General features: G+C 71.7%; 15 protein-coding genes. 10 read left to right on the top strand and 5 right to left on the bottom strand.

Annotated features, from left to right (window positions below):
• Position 1 precedes the first annotated feature (1 nt).
• Together N912_RS0110655 and N912_RS0110650 are read left to right on the top strand one after the other, a co-directional pair.
• Positions 2-1414, top strand: a complete 1413-nt coding sequence (locus N912_RS0110655; protein WP_037064141.1) for an amino acid permease — start codon at positions 2-4, stop codon at positions 1412-1414.
• A complete protein-coding gene (locus N912_RS0110650; RefSeq protein WP_028922415.1) occupies positions 1411-2292 on the top strand; it encodes a universal stress protein in 882 nt (293 codons plus the stop codon). Before N912_RS0110655 ends, N912_RS0110650 begins: the two co-directional genes overlap by 4 nt.
• A 43-nt stretch (positions 2293-2335) precedes the next feature.
• Here N912_RS0110650 and murJ read toward each other — a convergent pair whose 3' ends face one another.
• The 3 genes from murJ to N912_RS0110635 all read right to left on the bottom strand — a co-directional run bounded on the left by murJ (position 2336) and on the right by N912_RS0110635 (position 6010).
• Positions 2336-3955, bottom strand: coding sequence for a murein biosynthesis integral membrane protein MurJ (gene murJ, locus N912_RS0110645; RefSeq protein ID WP_084210795.1), 1620 nt, complete (start codon positions 3953-3955; stop codon positions 2336-2338).
• A gap of 190 nt (positions 3956-4145) precedes the next feature.
• Positions 4146-4406, bottom strand: coding sequence for a hypothetical protein (locus N912_RS0110640; RefSeq protein WP_156993392.1), 261 nt, complete (start codon positions 4404-4406; stop codon positions 4146-4148).
• A 368-nt stretch (positions 4407-4774) separates the two neighbouring features.
• Positions 4775-6010: a GNAT family N-acetyltransferase gene (locus tag N912_RS0110635; protein WP_028922412.1), complete on the bottom strand. Its 1236-nt coding sequence runs from the start codon at positions 6008-6010 to the stop codon at positions 4775-4777.
• A 113-nt stretch (positions 6011-6123) separates the two neighbouring features.
• On the opposite strand from N912_RS0110635, the gene N912_RS0110630 reads away from it, so the two are divergent.
• Together N912_RS0110630 and N912_RS0110625 are read left to right on the top strand one after the other, a co-directional pair.
• A complete protein-coding gene (locus N912_RS0110630) occupies positions 6124-6954 on the top strand; it encodes an LLM class F420-dependent oxidoreductase (RefSeq protein ID WP_028922411.1) in 831 nt (276 codons plus the stop codon).
• Positions 6955-7244: 290 nt separating this feature from the next.
• The gene (locus N912_RS0110625) at positions 7245-7910 is read left to right on the top strand and encodes a hypothetical protein (RefSeq protein WP_156993389.1); all 666 of its coding nucleotides are present in this window, start codon (positions 7245-7247) and stop codon (positions 7908-7910) included.
• On the opposite strand, the gene N912_RS0110620 is transcribed toward N912_RS0110625, so the two are convergent.
• Positions 7907-8617 carry a TetR/AcrR family transcriptional regulator gene (locus tag N912_RS0110620; protein WP_028922409.1) on the bottom strand — a complete coding sequence of 237 codons (711 nt, stop codon included), beginning with the start codon at positions 8615-8617 and terminating at the stop codon, positions 7907-7909. The two genes, N912_RS0110625 and N912_RS0110620, sit on opposite strands and share 4 nt — an antisense overlap.
• A 102-nt stretch (positions 8618-8719) precedes the next feature.
• Here N912_RS0110620 and N912_RS0110615 point away from each other — a divergent pair, with 102 nt between their 5' ends.
• Positions 8720-9502, top strand: a complete 783-nt coding sequence (locus N912_RS0110615; protein WP_051580016.1) for a siderophore-interacting protein — start codon at positions 8720-8722, stop codon at positions 9500-9502.
• Here N912_RS0110615 and N912_RS50970 read toward each other — a convergent pair.
• A complete protein-coding gene (locus N912_RS50970) occupies positions 9459-10469 on the bottom strand; it encodes a helix-turn-helix transcriptional regulator (protein ID WP_051580015.1) in 1011 nt (336 codons plus the stop codon). The two genes, N912_RS0110615 and N912_RS50970, sit on opposite strands and share 44 nt — an antisense overlap.
• A 62-nt stretch (positions 10470-10531) precedes the next feature.
• Between N912_RS50970 and N912_RS0110605 the strand changes: the two genes are divergently transcribed.
• From N912_RS0110605 to N912_RS0110580, 5 genes are all read left to right on the top strand, one after another.
• The gene (locus N912_RS0110605; RefSeq protein ID WP_028922407.1) at positions 10532-11899 is read left to right on the top strand and encodes an FAD-binding oxidoreductase; all 1368 of its coding nucleotides are present in this window, start codon (positions 10532-10534) and stop codon (positions 11897-11899) included.
• Between the two features lie 153 nt (positions 11900-12052).
• Positions 12053-12730 carry a Crp/Fnr family transcriptional regulator gene (locus N912_RS0110600; protein ID WP_028922406.1) on the top strand — a complete coding sequence of 226 codons (678 nt, stop codon included), beginning with the start codon at positions 12053-12055 and terminating at the stop codon, positions 12728-12730.
• A 205-nt stretch (positions 12731-12935) separates the two neighbouring features.
• Positions 12936-13172, top strand: coding sequence for a hypothetical protein (locus N912_RS0110595; protein ID WP_028922405.1), 237 nt, complete (start codon positions 12936-12938; stop codon positions 13170-13172).
• A gap of 96 nt (positions 13173-13268) precedes the next feature.
• Positions 13269-15065 carry a VMAP-C domain-containing protein gene (locus N912_RS50965; protein WP_051580014.1) on the top strand — a complete coding sequence of 599 codons (1797 nt, stop codon included), beginning with the start codon at positions 13269-13271 and terminating at the stop codon, positions 15063-15065.
• A complete protein-coding gene (locus N912_RS0110580; RefSeq protein WP_028922404.1) occupies positions 15052-16176 on the top strand; it encodes an AAA family ATPase in 1125 nt (374 codons plus the stop codon). Before N912_RS50965 ends, N912_RS0110580 begins: the two co-directional genes overlap by 14 nt.
• Positions 16177-16231 lie beyond the last annotated feature (55 nt).

The following is a 16231-nucleotide window of genomic DNA, read 5'->3' as shown; positions in this document are numbered from 1 at the left end:
GATGTCCAGGCTGATGCGCCGCAAGCCGGTGACCGCGATGGCCGCCGAGACCGGCGTCGACTCCGGGTCCGGCGAGCTGGCCAGGACGATCGGGCTGTTCCAGCTGTCCATGATCGGCATCGGCGCCACCGTCGGGACCGGCATCTTCTTCATCCTGTCCGAGGCGGTGCCACTGGCCGGACCCGCGGTGATCTGGTCGTTCGTGATCGCCGGCGTGGTCGCCGGGCTCACCGCGCTGTGCTACGCCGAGCTGGCCGGCGCGGTCCCGGTGTCCGGCTCCTCGTACTCCTACGCCTACGCCACCATGGGCGAGCTGATCGCCATGGTGGTCGCGGCCTGCCTGCTGCTGGAGTACGGGGTGTCCTGCGCGGCGGTCGCGGTCGGCTGGTCGCAGTACCTCAACCAGCTGCTGGGCAACCTGTTCGGGGCGGGCATCCCGGAGGCGCTGGCCAACGCCCCCGAGGGCGGCGGCCTGATCAACCTGCCGGCGGTGGTGCTGGTCGGGCTGTGCGCGATGCTGCTGATCAGGGGCACCAGCGAGTCCGCCAGGGTGAACGCGATCATGGTGCTGACCAAGCTCGCGGTGCTGGTGCTGTTCGTGGTGATCGGCATCGGGGGCTGGCGCGCCGACAACTTCGCCAACTTCGCGCCGGCCGGGTTCAGCGGCGTGATGGGCGCGGCCGGGGTCATCTTCTTCAGCTACGTCGGCCTGGACGCGGCGTCCACCGCCGGCGAGGAGGTCCGCAACCCCCGGCGCACCATGCCGCTGGCCATCCTGATCGCGCTGGTCGGGGTGACCACCGTGTACATCGCCGTCGCGGTGGTGGCGCTGGCCGCCCAGCCGGCGGAGAAGTTCGCCGGCCAGGACGCCGGCCTTGCCGCGATCCTGCAGGACGTCACCGGCGCCACCTGGCCGGGCTCGCTGCTGGCCGCCGGCGCCATCGTCTCGATCTTCAGCGTCACGCTGGTGGTGCTCTACGGGCAGACCCGGATCCTGTTCGCGATGAGCCGCGACGGTCTGGTGCCCGGGGTGTTCCACCGGGTCAACCCGCGCACGGTCACCCCGGTGCGCAACACGCTGATCGTGGCCGCCGCGGTCGCCGCGCTGGCCGGCTTCCTGCCGATCACGTTCCTGTCCGAGATGACCAGCATCGGCACCCTGGTGGCGTTCATCGTGGTCTCGATCGGCGTGATCGTGCTGCGCCGCACCGCGCCGGACCTGCCGAGGGGCTTCCGGGTGCCCGGCTACCCGGTGACGCCGGTGCTCTCCGTGGCCGGCTGCCTGTGGATCATCTACAACCTGCGGCTGATCACCATCGTGGCCTTCCTCGGCTGGACGGCGGTGGCGCTGGTCTGGTACTTCACCTGGGGCATCAGGCATTCCCGGCTGGCCCGGACGGAGGAGCTGCCGTGACCCTCGTCGTCGGGCTGCCCCGCGAAGGGCGGGCCAAGTCCGTGCTGCAGCTGGCCGCCCTGCTCGCCCGCTCCACCGGCGACGACCTGGTGATCTGCTCGGTGGTCCCGGCCCCGTGGCCGCCCGGTTTCGCGCGCGTGGACGCGGAGTACCAGGCTGACGTGGAGCGCGGCGCACGGGAGGCGCTGGACGCCGCGCTGGGCACCGCGCGCCTGCCCGCGACCACCGTGGTGTCCAAGGCGCGCTCCACCCCGGCCGGGCTGCTGGAGGTCGCCGAGCGGCACGGCGCGAGCATGCTCGTGCTCGGCTCGTCGCCGGCCGGCCCGCTCGGGCGGGTGTCGCTGGGCGGCGTGGCCGAGCGGGTGCTGCACAGCTCGCCGATCCCGGTCGCGCTGGCCCCGCGCGGGTTCCGCTGCCGGCCGGACGGGGTGCTCACCAGGGTCACGGCGGCCTACGGCCCCGGCGAGGGCTCCGAGGAGCTGGTGGCCTCGGCGGCGCGGACGGCCGCCCGCGCCGGCGCGGGCCTGCGGGTGGCCTCGTTCGCGGTCCGCCCCGGGACGATGCTCACCGCCGGCGTGGGCGGCCGGGCCGAGGCGGCGGTGGTCGCCGAGTGGACGGAGGACATCGAACGCGCCCAACACGCCGTCCTGGACCGTATCGCCGCCCTCCCGTCACCACCGCGAACCCGAGAGACCGCGATAGGCCACGGCCGCGACTGGTACGAGGCCGTGGCCGACATCGGCTGGGCCGACGGCGACATCCTCCTGGTCGGCTCCAGCTCGGACGGCCCCCTGGCCCGCGTCTTCCTCGGCTCGCGCGCCTCCAAGATCGTCCGCAACGCCCCCGTCCCCGTGATCGCTGCCCCCCGCGCGCGCTAACCCCCCCGCGAGTCGGGGTTTTTGTCAGCGCGAGTCGGGCGTCTCAGCACACCGTGTCGCGCGTCTCGGCACACCCGGGCACGCCGGCCGGGGTCGGTGTCGCCACCCGAGGCCCCACCCGGCTCGTCACCCGCAGGCCGAGCGCATACGCCGCCACCGAGACCACCCCGCAGCCCAGCAGCAGGATCAGCTCCTCGTGCCGCTCCAGCCCGCCCAGGCTGAACAGCCAGTAGGACGCCCCGATCACCGGGAACGTGGCGAACGTCGCGACGGTGGCGCCGATCGTGTAGGCCCGGTCGGTGAGCGCCTCCGGGAGGATCGCCCGGCGCAGCCTGACCAGCACCGTCACCGCGCCGGCTATCTCCCCGATCAGGATCGCCGCGACCAGCCCCTGCAGCCTGCCGCCCTCCGCGGGCAGCAGCACCGTGCTCAGGGCGGCCACGACCACGGCGGTGGACAGGCTGGCGATGCTGGCGAGACGGGGCCCGCGGTCGTCCAGCCGGGAGAACAGCGCCTGCCGGCCGTAGTCGTGGATCCCGCCGGCGAGCTGGGCGAACGCCACCACCACCAGGCAGGCGGCCAGCTCGGCGATCAGCCCGGGTTGTCGCAGCTCCCCGTTGGCGAGCAGGTCGGCCGTCGGGGTCGCGAACACCGCGAGCAGGCACAGCGGCAGCAGGCTGGCCACCATCGCGTAGTGCAGGCCCTGGCGCCACGCCGCGCCGAACCGCGCCGCGTCCCCCACCACCGCCGCCTCGGACAACCGGGGCAGCGCGGCCATCGCGACGGCACGGGCGCCGACGTAGGACAGCGCGAAGAACGCCTGGTAGGACAGTTGGACGATCATCACGCCGCCGGGCACCGTGGCGGCGCAGACGTTCAACCCGTAGATCGTCATCGCCGGGCAGGCCGCGATCGGGATCGACTTGGTGATCCGGCCGAGGGCGTCACGGACCTCCTGGTCGCGCCGCCATCCCCGGCTGGGCATGACCAGCAGCCCGACCCGCGCCGCGCCGTACAACTGCAGCACCGTGTGCACCAGCACCGACGCGGTGTTGCCGATGCCCAGGCAGATCATCATCGCCATCGGCGCCTTGTCCACCTCGTGGGCGCCGCCGAAGATCCACGCCGTGATCAGCACCGTGGCGATGGTGCCCAGGCTCTCCACCGTGGGCGCGCCCGCCGCCAGCGCGAACCGGCCCCGGCTCTGCTGCGCGGCCACCCCCAGCGCGACGATCGCGTAGAGCAGCACCTGCGGCGCCACGAACAGCACCAGCACGATGCACAGCGCCCAGGCGCGGCCGCGCTCGTACTCCGGGACCGTGGCCACCAGCGTCCAGGCCAGCAGCGGAGAAGCCAGCGCCAGCGCCAGCGCGCACGCCGTGGCCAGCGCGAGCAGCCGGCCGGCTATCCGGCTGAACACCTCGACGGCCCGGTCGGCGCCCCCGGCCGCCATGGCCCGCACCAGCGCGGGCACCACGACCATGGCCAGCACCGGGCCGGCCATGATCGTGAACACGTTGTTCGGTAGTAGGTATCCGGCCTGGAACACGTTCGCGAAGTAGGTGGGACCCAGTACCGCTCCCACTACCAGCACACGCAGCAGACCGGTGACCCGGCTGACCACCGTCCAGCCAGCCACCGTTATCGATGCCCGTGCCGACATCCGTCGTCGATCCTCCAGCAAGTGACCGGCTTACACGGACCGAACGGATTGTAGAACCACTACAGTAGGTGTCCTACACGCCTTCAGTAACCGAAGCTCTAGCCTGTATGAGTGACTAAATAGGCCCCTCTTTGCGCGCATTTCACCACACCGGGTGGCGTCTGGCTAGAGCGCGTTCGGCGAGCGGGCGCTACTTGGCGCCTTCCTTCGGTTTCGGCTGCGGCCAGCCCTGCGGCTTGATGAACGGACCGCCACCGCAGTTGCCGTAGTCCGGCGGGGTGTAGGTCGAGGGGTTCGGCTGGGGCTGGTAGCAGCTCCCCTGAGCCAGCGTGCTGGTACTCGGCGCGTTCGCTAGCGCGCCGGTCACCGCCAGCCCGGTGCCGACCGCTAGCACGAGCAGCGGTGCGGCCACGGCCGAGGCCCAGCGTTTCGCGACAGTTCCGGCAGCCATCTTTCCTCCGTACTCTTCGGAGCAACCTTCGCCCCGGACGCACCGGCACCCCGGAATACCCCGCACGCCAACGGGCGTTCAGCACCGTCACCGTAGCACCAACACGGAGATCAAACAGCCCGTTCGGCGGGACCGGCGGCGCGGCGCCGAACGAGCTGTGTGATCACGACGGTCGGGCGCGGACAGCGGCCATGGTCGGTGCGGTGAGCCCGAGGCCGACGCGATGCGCCGGGTGGCCGAGCAGCGACGGCGCGAATGGCCCCGGGACGGGGGCTGAGCACGCTGGCGGTGTGCCGAAACCCGCGACTCACCCTGCTGAAACGCCCGACTCGCGGGCGGGTGGGGGCGGGTGGGGCGCGGGCGGTGGGTTAGAAGATTTCCGGGCAGTGGGGTTCGGTGTCGGTGGCCAGGGCGCGGGAGGCGGCCACGACCGCGCCGGGGCGCAGTTCGCGGACCCGGCCGGCGGCGGCCAGGGCGGTCAGGCGGGTGCCACCGAGGTAGGCGGCGGCCAGGTCGGCGGTGTCGCACTCCAGGTCGGCGGGGGCGGAGGTGCGCTCGGTGTGCGCGCCGCCGTCGGCCTCGGTCTTGAGGCGCCAGCGGCCGGCGTTCCACGGGCAGAAGCGGTCGGCCACCTCCAGGACGACATCGCAGGGCGCGGCGTAGCGGCGGGCGGCCAGCGCACGGTCCAGGTCGACCAGGCGCACCCACAGCGCGTCGCTGACCTCGCCGAGCACCCGGGGGTTGCGCAGCAGCAGCGGCAGCGGGTCGTCCAGCGCGACGTTGCTGTGCCGCACCCGACCCACCAGGTCGACGTCCAGCAGCGAGCGCCACAGCCCGGCGTGCGCCGCGCCGGTGGCCGCGACCAGCTCGCGGATCTCCAGCTCATAGTCCGGCCCGGACTCCGGCCAGGCCTCCTTGGCCCGGAACACCGCGTAGCCGTCCGGCTCGCCGCCGTCGGACGGGCGGTGCACCGCGTACCGGTAGGCGGAGCAGCCGCCCCGGTCCCGCTCGTCGTCGGCCAGCCAGGTCCGCCAGGCCACCTTCGGCCGCGACACCCAGCCGACCCGGCTGGCGGCGACGGCGGCGTGCACCGCGCGCAGGGTCTCGGCGACCTCGTCCGCGCCGAACCACTTGACCACACCGCCCTGGGGCGCGGACGGGACGAACGGCGCCGGCGTGGTCACCGTCGCGGCTGCCTTGCGGGAGGCGAGCCCGTACCCGAACCGCCCGTACAGCGGCGCCATCGACGCCCACAGCGCCGCCACCGGCTCGCGCCCGCCGTCGTGCAGCCCGTCCAGCTGGGCGCGCATCAGGGCGGTGAGCGCGCCCCGGCCACGCTCGTCCGGCCGGACGCCGACGTAGCTGACCGCCGCGACCGGGGTCGGCCCGACCCCGGGCAGCGTCATGTTCTTGGTCAGGATCGCCCCGCCGCCGATCTGCCGGTGCTCGTCGAAGACGCCGAGGTAGCGCTCCGGCTCGACCAGGTCCCGCCGCCGCGTGGCGCCCTCCGGCGTGTAGTCCATCAGGAAGGCGTTCGCGAGCAGGGGCCAGATGCCCGAGAGTTCCTCGTCGGTGAGCGAGCGCAGCCGCAGCGTGTTGGTCATGGCACTGGTTGGTAGCGGTTGGCCGACGCCGCGCCAACCGAATTGCCGGGTCCCGGGGTCGCCCGATCGAGGCGCCGGGAATGGCCGCCGGGACGGCCCGGTTATGTCGGAGCGTGAAATATGGCATCGCGACGTTCGTGACCGACGAGAGCATCCACCCCGGCCGGCTCGGCGCCGCGCTGGAGGAACGCGGGTTCGACTCGCTGTTCCTGGCCGAGCACAGCCACATCCCGGTCAGCCGGGAGTCGCCGTTCCCCGCCGGCGGCGAGCTGCCGCGCAGGTACTACCGCACGCTCGACCCGTTCGTCGCGCTCACCGCGGCCGCGGCCACCACCTCCGAGCTGCTGCTGGCCACCGGCATCGCGCTGATCCCGCAGCGGGACGTGATCCACCTGGCGAAGCAGGTGGCCAGCCTGGACCAGGTCTCCGGCGGGCGCGCGGCGCTCGGCGTCGGCACCGGCTGGAACCTGGAGGAGATGCGCAACCACGGCGCCGACCCACGCACCCGGGGCGCGCTGACGAACGAGCGGCTGGCCGCGCTGAAGCTCATCTGGACCCGCGAGCAGGCCGAGTTCCACGGCGAGCACGTCGACTTCGACCCGATCTTCTCCTGGCCCAAGCCGGTGCGCCGCCCACACCCGCCGATCTACGTGGGCGGCGAGACCGGGCCAGCGCTGGACCGGCTGGCCCGCTACGGCGACGCCTGGCTGCCCCGCCCGCACACCCCGCCGGAGCGGATCGTGCAGGTGCGGGAGTGGCTGGCCGAGCGGGGCCGCACCGACGTGCCGGTCACCGTGTTCGGCATCGGGCCCGACCCCGAGACGGTGGCCGGCTACGCCGAGGCCGGCGTGGAGCGGGTGACCTTCCTGCTGCGCACCCGCCCGGAGTCGGAGACGCTCGCCGAGCTGGACGAGCTCGCGCGACTGGCCGGCACCGCCGGCTGAGGTCAACCCCGTCACCCGATCCGCGCTATATCAGTCACCATGTGTAGTGAGAAGCCGATCACGACAGGGTGAAACCTTTCGTTCTCCAGCCTGGAAATGTCGTATATCCGCCGTCTGAGCAGGATCATTGGCCGCTATAGCGAGAACCCACCAACGGACGCCGGAGAACGCGCGAGCACAATGCGTGGCGGAGCCTCGTTGGTTAGCGCGAAAGGTCGACACCCACGATGCTGATGGTCGAGCTGCTCGCTCGCATGCCTGACCTGCGACGGCGGATCCAACGTGATCACGTGGCGAACCCCGCGGGCCAGTGCCGCGACTGCCACGGAGCCCGATGGCCGTGCGAGATGTACCAGCTCGCCATCCAGGCGGACCGGCTGGACGGCTACCGCACGCCGTGGCCGCAGGCCCCGTACCAGGGCCAGTACCAGGCGCAGTACCAATACCAGTACCAGAACCGGTACCAGAACCGCCGCGGCCCGATCCCGCCGCCCCGGATCCGGCGGGGCCCGCCCGCACAGCCCGCACCGCCCGTACCGACGGGGCCGCCCGCCGGGTCGTACCCGCCGCCCGGCGGGCCTGGCTCCTGGCCGGCCCAGCGGGTCCCGGCGATGCCGCCGCCCCGGCGCCCGTACGCCGACGGGCTCTCGGGTGGGTGGCCGAGCGGCCCGGCGCCGGCGCGGGACACGCCGACCCCCGCGCGCGCCGCACCGGGCGCCGTGTGGGACTCCCGGCCCCGCGAGCATCCCCCGCCGCCGGCTCCGGACCCCCGGTCCTGGCAGTCATGGCCGTCGAGCTGGACACCTGACGTGCCGGTACCCCGCCAGGGCGAGCCGTACGGCCACGGCTGGGGCCAGGCACCTCCGGCCCGGCACTCCCTCGGCTTCCCGCCCCCGCAACAGCCCAGGCGCGAGCTGTCCAACCCGCTGGAGGACGTGCTGCGGTGGTCGCGCTAGGCCGGCGGCTCGTAGTCGATCCCGAACATCGCACACAGCTCCCGTAGGCATTGTTCGTAGACCGGCTCCGGGTCGGTGAAGGCGAAGTCCAGCTGGTGCAGCACCTCCATGCACAGCAGCCCGTAGAGCCGGATCCAGCAGGTCAGGAAGACGTAGAGGGCGGCGGTCGGTAGCCGCCCGTCCAGCTCGGTCTCGTAGTCGCGCAGCTGGTTCCACAGCGAGGCGGGCAGCTCGTCCGGTCGCGGCACCGGGAACGGGCGTTCCTCCCACAGCGCCGCCACCTGCTCGGCGAACAGCTCGCCAAACTCGTGCCCGGCCCGGTATCGCGTCGAGCCCCGGTCGCCGGCCGCGAGCGGGCTGGCGAAGACCCAGCCGAACTCGGCGGGATGGTCGATCGCCCAGCGCCGCAGCGCCCGGCACATGGCAAGCACCCGGCGCCCGGTCGGTGAGCCGTCGTGCGCCCGCCGGGCGGCCTCGATCGCGGACGCCAGCTCCCGGAAGAAGTCCGAGGTGACCGCGTCGACCAGCTCCTGGCGGCTGGCGTAGTAGCGGTAGAGCGCCGGGCCGCTCATCCCGATCTCCCTGGCCACCCCGTTGATGGTCACCGCGCCCGCGCCCTGTGAGACCAGCAGCCGGCGCGCGGTCTCCCGAATGTCCGACAACGTGGCCTCCCGCAGGCGCGCTCGCCTGCTCGTCGTCCCCGTCACGTTCGCTCCTTAGCTCCCGCTGGCCGGTTGACATGTTAGACCCTCTCCGTTTCACTAGTGCCTCTAACTAAGTTAGAGGTTCTCACTAGGAGCGGGGAGTCGATGACAACCGAACAGGCGGTGCCGAGGGGACGCAGGTCGCTCAGGCCGCTGAGCTCCGCGTTCGCGAAACACTTCGCGACCGGGACGGTCAGCGAGACCGGGATGGTCACCCCGGCCATGCGGCGCATCCGGATCACGGCGCCGGCGGCGGCCGGATGGCGGTACACGCCAGGCCAGCACGTCAGGATCCAGATCAACGACCCGTTGTCGCTGTACGGGCTGCTGCGCCCGGCGGAGACGCTGCGCACCTACACGGTCGTGGCGCACTGCCCGGACGAGCAGGCGTTCGAGCTGTGGGCGCACCTGTACGACGGAACCGACGGCATCGGCCTGAGCTGGGCGCGGAATGCCCGGGTGAACGACCCGGTGACGTTCTGGGGGCCGCAGGGCGACCTCGCCGTCCGCTCGGCGCCGTACCACCTGTTCGTCGGCGAGGAGACGGCATCGTGCGCGTTCGTACCCCTGATCAGCGCGGTACCGCCCTCCGAGCCCGTTTACGCCGTCGTGGAGAGCGACTCGCCCCGCGACGAGGTGCCGCTTCCGGACGCGCACCGGGTGTGCCGGGTCCACCGGGCTGGCGCCCCGGCCGCGTCCTCCCCGTTGCTACCCGCCGCCGTGGCCGCCCTCGACCTTCCGGCCACGCCCGGTGTCGCCTACGTCGCCGGCGAGGCCCGGACCTGCCAGGCGGTGCGCGACCACCTGGTGCGCGAGCGGGGCTGGCCCCGTTCGGCGGTCACCGTCAAACCGTTCTGGACCCCGGGCAAACGGGGCCTTCACCACTAGGATCTCCGGTCATGGCCTGCAGCCGGTGGGCCACCGTGCGGAGATGGTCGAGCACCTCGGCGTCCGCTTCCAGGGTCACGTCCGTGTCCAGCGCGAGCAGGTCGCGCACGATCCGGTCCAGCGAGTCGGACCCCAGCGTGACCGCGCAGCGGTCCGCGCCCAGCGGCTCGATCTTGCCGGGAAGCAGGGTGGGCACCCGCTCGCGGACGGTCTGGACGGAGGCGGGCACCTCGGCGCGGGCGGTGTAGCGGTACGGCGCCTCGGCGAGCACCTGGCTCAGGTACGCGGCGGCGTTCGGCGCCGGCAGCGGGCGCGGGGTGAACCGCAGCCGCACCGGGGTCGCCGCGTCCAACCTGTCCAGCCGGAACGTGCGCCAGCCGTCGCGGCGCAGGTCGTAGGCGATCAGGTACCACAGCCCGGACGCCACGACCAGGCCGTACGGCTCCACCCGCCGGGAGCCGGCCGCCCCGGAGCGTCCCCGGTAGTCGAAGGTCACCAGCTCGCGGTCCCGGCAGGCGGCGGCCAGCACCGCCAGCGCGCGCGGGTCGGCCTCCGGACCGCCGCCCGGCTGCCGCACCCCGACCAGGGCCTGGCCGACCGCCGTGACCCGGCCGCGCAGCCGGGCGGGCAGCACCTGCTCAAGCTTCGCCAGCGCGCGCACCGCCGTCTCGTCGATGCCGGCCACCCCCGCCCCGGCCGCCGTGCGCAGCCCGACCGCGATGGCCACCGCCTCGTCGTCGTCGAGCAGCAGCGGCGGCAGGTTCCGCCCGGACGCCAGCCGGTACCCGCCGGCCGTGCCGGTGGTGCCCTCGACCGGGTAGCCGAGCTCGCGCAGCCGGTCGACGTCCCGGCGCACCGTCCGCCCGCTCACCCCGAGCCGGTCCGCCAGCTCGCCGCCCGACCACTCGCGCCGGCCCTGCAGCAGCGACAGCAGCCGCAGCAGCCGGGCAGGTAGGTCCGCCGTCATGCCGTCCAGAATCACACGTCTTGCGGACAGTTGCTGTCCTAAAGGCGCTATAGCGTGCGGGTATGGAGAAGACGATGAGCCTGGCCGACCGGGTCCGAGGCCCGGTGCTCGCCCCCGCCGACCCCGACTACGACGCCGAACGCACCGGCTTCCAGGCCGCCTACCAGCACCGTCCCGCGCTGATCGTGGGTGCCACCGGGCCGGCCGACGTGCGGTCCGCCGTCGAGTATGCCGCCGGGCGCGGGCTCCCGGTCGCGGTGCAGGCCACCGGGCACGGGCTCGCGGTGGCCGCCGACGGCGGGGTGCTGGTCAACACCGCCCGGATGTCGGGCGTGCGGGTGGATCCGGTGGCGCGGACGGCCTGGGTCCAGGCGGGCGTGCGCTGGGAACGGGTGATCCACGAGGCGGCCGGGTACGGGCTGGCGCCGTTGAGCGGCTCCGCCCCGGACGTCGGCGTGGTCGGCTACACCCTCGGCGGCGGGCTCGGGCTGCTCTCCCGCGAGTACGGCTACACCGCCGACCACGTGCGCGCCGTCGAGATCGTCACCGCCGACGGCCGGGAGCGGCGGGTAGACGCCGAGTGCGACCCCGACCTGTTCTGGGCGCTGCGCGGCGCGGGCGCGAACTTCGGGGTGGTCACCGCGCTGGAGATCGACCTGGTGCCGGTGAGCACGCTGTACGGCGGCGGGCTCTACTTCGCCGGCGAGCTGGTGCCGGACGTGCTGGCGGCGTGGTCGGAGTGGACGGCGACGGTGCCCGACGAGCTGACCTCCGGCGTCGGGCTGGTCCCGTACCCGGACCTGCCGATGGTGCCCGAGCCGCTGCGCGGGCGCTACGTCGCGCACGTCCGGATCGCGTACACCGGCGCGGTGCAGGACGGCGAGCGGCTGGTCGCCCCGCTGCGCGCGCTCGGCCCACGGTTGATCGACACGCTGGGTGAGATGCCGTACACCGAGTCCGGCTCGATCACCGCCGACCCGACCATGCCGCACGGCTACTACGGCACCAACGCCATGCTGAGCGAGCTCCCCTCGTCGCTCGCCACGTCCGTGCTCGAGCTGACCGGCCCGGACGCCCCCGTCCCGTGCGTGGTCCAGCTCAACCACCTGGGCGGCGCGCTGTCCCGCCGGCCGTCGGTGCCCAGCGCGATCGCCCACCGGGATGCGTCCTACCTGCTGCGCGCGCTGACCGTGGTGGACGGCCCCGGCCCCAGCGAGGCCCGCTCCGCCCCCGGCCGGCTGGCCGACGCCGTGGCGCCCTGGACGCTCGGCCGCTCGCCGAACTTCGTGCTCGGCGAGTCCAGCACCGTCGAGCAGGTCCGCACCTGCTACCACCCCGACGACTACGCCCGCCTGGCCGCGCTCAAAGCGACGTACGACGGAGCCAACCTGTTCCGCCTCAACCAGAACATCCCGCCCTCGGCGAACTGAGGCACGACCATTTTTGTCATCTCCCCCATACCACGGCCCGATAAGGCAGATTGGTAACGGGCAAGCGCGCTGGTGGCGACCGGTATCCGCGGGCCGAAAGGGCGGGCGGCGGTGCGCAGCGTTGGCATCGTTCCTGCCCCGAGGGAGACACCGGTGGAACACGACACCGCCGAGGCATGGGAGTTCGGCGCGCGGTTGAGCGAGCGGGCTCGGGACGACCTCGCTCGACTCGGCCGCCACCGCCGGCTGCCGGCGGGCGCGTTCCTGTTCCTCGAGGGCACCCGCTCCGACACGGTGGTCCTCGTGACCTCCGGCCGGGTAAAGATCTTCAGGTCCGCCGAGGACGGCACCGAGGTGGTCCTGGCGGTGCGCGGGCCGCTCGCCCTGGTCGGCGAGCTGGCCGTGATCGACGAGCTGCCCCGGTCGGCCTCGGTCCAGTGCATGGAGCACACCGAGTTCCTGGTGATCGGAGCGTTGGAGTTCATTGCTTTCCTGCACGCCCATCCGCAGGCGATGTGGTCACTGTTGCGGATTATCAGCGGGAGGCTGCGCGACGCGGACAGCAAGCGATTCGAGTTCGGGGTCTACGACACCCTCGGCAGGGTGGCCCGCCTGCTGGTCGAGCTGTCCGAGCGCTTCGGCGAACCGACCGAGACCGGTGTCCGTATCGCCTTGCCCATTACCCAAGACGAGCTTGCGAGCTGGGTCGGTGCGTCCCGCGAGGCCGTGGCCAAGGCGCTGCGCGCGCTCCGCACCCAGGGGTTCATCCGGACCGAGCGCCGCACGGTGACGGTGCTCGACGTCGGCGCGCTTCGCCGGCACACCTTCTGAACGTACACAAATACCGGTTCGCCAGTGGTAGGAATCCCTGTTTCTCGAACCGGCCATCCCGCACCCTGAATGGGCGATCTGTATCGGGTGGAGGGGTGACGTTCATGTCGAGCATGACGCCTGGCCCGGCGGGCGGGCCGCGCTCGCCGGCGGGCGGAGGCGGCCGGGAACCGAGCCGTCGTGGTGAGATCGGCGGGCGATCCGGATGAGCACCGTGTTGATCGTCGTCGTTCTGATGTTGCTGAGCTTTGGGGCCGGCCTGCTTGTCGGCACCTCCTGGACCGTTCACGTGGTCGAGCGGCAGTACCGTCGTCTCGCGGCCGAGCGGCGGGCGCTGCACGAATGGCGCCGCACGCTGCAGGAGACCGCATGGCGCCAGCGAGCACCGTCTCGTGCCGTCGCCGATGCCAGAGCCGATGCAAATGTCCCCTACGGGCCTTGACCAGAAGGTACCCGAACGTCCACCAGGTCGAGCATAATTCGGGTATCGCACCGTCGTCGATCGACGGCGGACTGGCGTTCGCGGGAGGGGGTTCTCGTGCCGCCGCAGTGGTCCATGCGGCACCAGACGATCGTCGTTGTCGATGTGGCGAGCTACACCCATCCGGAGCGGACGGCGGTTCACCAGCGCGTCGTGCGCGAAGGTATGTATCAGGCGCTGCACGACGCCTTTGCGGAGGCACGAGTCGACCTGGCCGCGTGTCACAGGGAGGACCGGGGCGACGGGGTCATGATTCTGGTGCCGGCGGATGTGCCCGCGATTCGGCTGGCCGATGAACTCCCGGACAGGTTGGTTGCGGCGTTGCGCCGGCACAACGCGGTTCATTCCGCCGGCGCGGCAATACAGCTGCGGATGGCGTTGCACGCGGGTCCGGTGGGCCGCGACAAGAACGGCGTGGTGGGACACGCCGTCGACCTCACCTTCCGCATCCTGGACGCACCGGAGGCGAAAAACGCGCTGAAATCGTCGACCGGGGTGCTCGGAGTGATCGCCTCGGAGTCCTTCTACCACGATGTGATCCACAACGACCCGGCGTCCGCCCCCAACTCGTATCGCAGGATTCCTGTTTCGGTCAAGGAGACCTCGACCGTCGCATGGCTACGCCTGCCCGACCACGGCTGGGTGGCGGCGAACCCGGAAGACACACCGGGCGTGCTCGACGTGTTACCCCGCCAGGAGATGGAGCGACTGCGCCCCTGGCTGGTGGACATCGCGGTCTCGCAGCTTCCGACCCTGGTGCACCGGGCCGGAGGTCCCGGCGTATCACCGGCGTGGAACGCCGCGAATGCCTGGGAGGCGTTCTCCTACCTGGCGGAGTTCAACGCCGCGCCCGACGGGTTGCCACCCGCTCTCATGTTCGTCGAGCTCGCGGCACGGCAGATCGGCGGCGAGATCGGCACGAAGCTCATGCAGTGGAATGACGACCAGGCTCGTCGCCTGCGGCTGACATCCGTGCTGCGGGAACGGCGCGAGCTGGTTGGTTCCTCCCCTGTTTCGGAGGACTCCCGGCTGCACCTGATGATCGTGGTGCAGGCCGATGCGATCGATCCCAACCGGTACCTGGTCTGCTTTTGGCGGCAGGACGATCCGGCGACGTGGCCGCCCGCGCGCAGCGAATCAAGAATGGTCAAACTGGACGAGCTCGAACGGGCGGTCGACGAGCTGGTGGTCAGCGCGGAGCAGGCGTGGTCCGGGCATGCGGGGACGGTGGGGTTGGAGTTCGTCCTGCCCCGCGAGCTGCTGAGCCTGCCGGTCTATCGCTGGCACAAGGAGCACGACTCAGGAGATCCCTATCCATTGTGCCTCGCCTATCCCATAGTGGTGCGCTCGCTCGAACGCATGCGGTCGCCGCACTGGTATCGGCTGTGGCATCAGCGCTGGTTGACCTTGATGAACGACCCCTCGGCACAGATCCATTTCGCCGTGCCTGAGGAAACGGCGCAAAGGCATCGCATCGCGGCGATCCTGGCTGATCCTCAGTGGGCGGTGATGGTGCTCACCGAGGCACCGCCGCCAGAGCCCCGGCCCGGCGCGGATGAGTTGACCGCGGCGCTACGCTCGGGACTGGCGGCACTGATGTGGCACCCCGAGGGATCACCCGAACAACTTCGAAAGATCGTTTCCCAGCTCGCCGAAAACGGTGACCTGAGTGAAATCCCCGGCCGGGCACACGCATCACGCCAGGCCCTCTTCAAAGACCTGGAAAATACGACCGAAATGAAGCTCATGCGCGACTTGGTGATCTTGTGGGATGACCCGAACCGGGTAGTGGCCCTCGATCAGGCGTCACCGGTTCCGCAGCGAGGAGGAGGTACGTCAGATGACCGTGGATGATCCTAGCCACGCGGGTCGGTCTCACCTGGAATCGCCCGGTTGGTGGGTTTACCACGGCACCGGTCGAGCGTCCTACGACGTCCCGCTCAATGAGCTGCTTCCGCCCGCGCCACCGTGGCGAAGCTTTCGCGGCGGCCCGTTACCCGCGCACGACGTGCCTCCCGAGGACGACGGCGAGATGGAACGACGGCTCGGCTCGGAGTTTCAGGTGCGCGACGTCGACCCGCACGAGGTGGACATGGTCAATGCCGCGCTGTACCTGCGCCGCCCGTTGCTCGTCACCGGACGCCCGGGCACCGGCAAGTCGAGCCTGGCCTTTCGCATCGCCCGAGAGCTGCGACTGGGCCGGGTACTGCGGTGGCCGATCACCAGCCACACCTCGCTGAAGCGGGGCCTGTACACCTACGACGCCATCGGGCGCGCGTTCGCCGCCGGGACGACGCAGGCCGTGGCCAGGTGGCGCCGGGAGACCGGTGGCGGGGCGCCGGACCCGGGCGAGGTCGCCGACCTGGTCGGCCAGGAGCCGTCGATCGGTGAGTTCGTCCGGCTCGGGCCACTGGGAACCGCGTTTATGCCCACCAGGCTGCCCCGCGTTCTGCTCATCGACGAGCTGGACAAGAGCGAGGCGGACATGCCGAACGATCTCTTGAGCATCTTCGAAGACGGCGAGTTCACCATTCCGGAGCTGGAACGGATACGCAACCGCGAGCCCGAGGTGACGGTTTTCACCGATGACCCGGAAGCGACGTCCACCGTTTCCGGCGGCCGAGTGCGGTGCCATGCTTTCCCGGTCATCATCATCACCAGCAACGGCGAGCGAGACTTTCCGCCGGCCTTCCTGCGTCGCTGCCTGCGGCTCGAGACACGTCCGCCCAATGCCGACCAGCTTGCCGCCATCGTGGCCTCCCACCTGGTGGGTACGAACGAGGAGCACCGCCTGCGATTGGTCCAGGAGTTCATGGAGCGGAGCGAGAAAAATGGCGGACTGCCGGCCGACAAGCTGATGGAGGCGGTGTATCTGGCTACCTCGGGCGCTTATCGCGAGAACGATGCCTCGTGGTCGCGACTGGTTGATTCCCTGTGGCGGCAGCTGACGTCTGTGGTGCCGTAACATGGAAACGGCTCCCGTCAGTCCCTGGCCAGATCCAGAGCATCGGAAAAGATCC

It is taken from the genome of Actinospineispora acaciae DSM 45401, from assembly GCF_000620785.1.
Taxonomy (GTDB): domain Bacteria; phylum Actinomycetota; class Actinomycetes; order Mycobacteriales; family Pseudonocardiaceae; genus Pseudonocardia; species Pseudonocardia acaciae.
The sequence above is the reverse complement of the archived record's forward strand: the minus strand, read 5'-3'. Positions and strand labels throughout refer to the sequence as shown.

Excerpts from the sequence above, each read along its gene's own strand:
- N912_RS0110655 (WP_037064141.1), top strand. The coding sequence starts at position 2 with ATGTCCAGGCTGATGCGCCGCAAGCCGGTGACCGCGATGGCCGCCGAG.
- murJ (WP_084210795.1), bottom strand. The coding sequence starts at position 3,955 with ATGTCGGCACGGGCATCGATAACGGTGGCTGGCTGGACGGTGGTCAGC.
- N912_RS0110640 (WP_156993392.1), bottom strand. The coding sequence starts at position 4,406 with ATGGCTGCCGGAACTGTCGCGAAACGCTGGGCCTCGGCCGTGGCCGCA.
- N912_RS0110635 (WP_028922412.1), bottom strand. The coding sequence starts at position 6,010 with ATGACCAACACGCTGCGGCTGCGCTCGCTCACCGACGAGGAACTCTCG.
- N912_RS0110615 (WP_051580016.1), top strand. The coding sequence starts at position 8,720 with ATGACAACCGAACAGGCGGTGCCGAGGGGACGCAGGTCGCTCAGGCCG.
- N912_RS50970 (WP_051580015.1), bottom strand. The coding sequence starts at position 10,469 with ATGACGGCGGACCTACCTGCCCGGCTGCTGCGGCTGCTGTCGCTGCTG.
- N912_RS0110605 (WP_028922407.1), top strand. The coding sequence starts at position 10,532 with ATGGAGAAGACGATGAGCCTGGCCGACCGGGTCCGAGGCCCGGTGCTC.
- N912_RS0110595 (WP_028922405.1), top strand. The coding sequence starts at position 12,936 with ATGAGCACCGTGTTGATCGTCGTCGTTCTGATGTTGCTGAGCTTTGGG.
- N912_RS0110580 (WP_028922404.1), top strand. The coding sequence starts at position 15,052 with ATGACCGTGGATGATCCTAGCCACGCGGGTCGGTCTCACCTGGAATCG.